Source organism: Vibrio sp. 2134-1, from assembly GCF_033339495.1.
Genome location: NZ_JAWOUS010000307.1, coordinates 1 through 784, shown reverse-complemented (window position 1 = coordinate 784; position 784 = coordinate 1). Strand labels below are relative to the sequence as shown.

The 784-nt window shown below is 50.6% G+C and carries 1 protein-coding gene; it reads right to left on the bottom strand.

Annotated elements, in window-relative coordinates; all coding sequences use genetic code 11:
- Positions 1–245: 245 nt before the first annotated feature.
- Positions 246–784: MFS transporter (locus tag R7R78_RS25640; protein WP_225474558.1), on the bottom strand; the 539-nt coding region annotated here is incomplete at its 5' end.

Sequence of the window (784 nt, the reverse complement as noted above, 5' to 3'; positions counted from 1 at the left end):
AGAGGCTATAAATCCACGGTCGCCAACGGGCGAGCCAGCGCTTCTGTATGTCTCCGTACCACGCGATTATAAATAGGGCTCCCAAGTACGCCAAAGAAACGGGAACCACCAGCCATCCTTGCATCCGATATCCTTTCTAGCTTTTCTTACAGAAAATAAAAAACCTCTCCTTGAGGGAGAGGTTTCATTTAACACTGCTTTCACAATGGAGACAAAGATTAGTTTTTAACCTTTGTCACAGAAGTCTAATTCTGTGTTTCAAGTGCCTTTTCAGACACATCCACCACGTTGTGGCTAGGCTCTTGAGGGTCCAATTTAATGAACAGCGCCAATAGACCCATTGCCGCCATACCCCAGAACACCAACGCGCCCCAGTGCTCGTATCCCCAACCACTGAGCACCGTCATCAGCGCGATAAATGCGCCAAGCGGAATTGCATTGTATAGCGCTTGCAGCGCCACCATTTTGTGCTCTTCAGAGTTTTGGATGTATTGAATGGCCGCAATGTGCGCCGTCGCGAATGTCACGCCGTGCAGAAGTTGCACAATAACCAACGCAACGATAGACGTTGTTGCTGCGGTCATGCCCCAACGCATCATCACACCACAAGCTGCAACAATAAACAGCGTGCGCAGCGCCCAACCAGCAAATAGACGCTTACTCAATGCAAACACAGCCACTTCTGCCGCAACGCCCAGACTCCACAAGTAGCCGATCACGTCTTCTGAGTGACCCGCCGCTTTCCAGTGAATGGCACTAAAGCCGTAGTACGCCGCATGGCTAC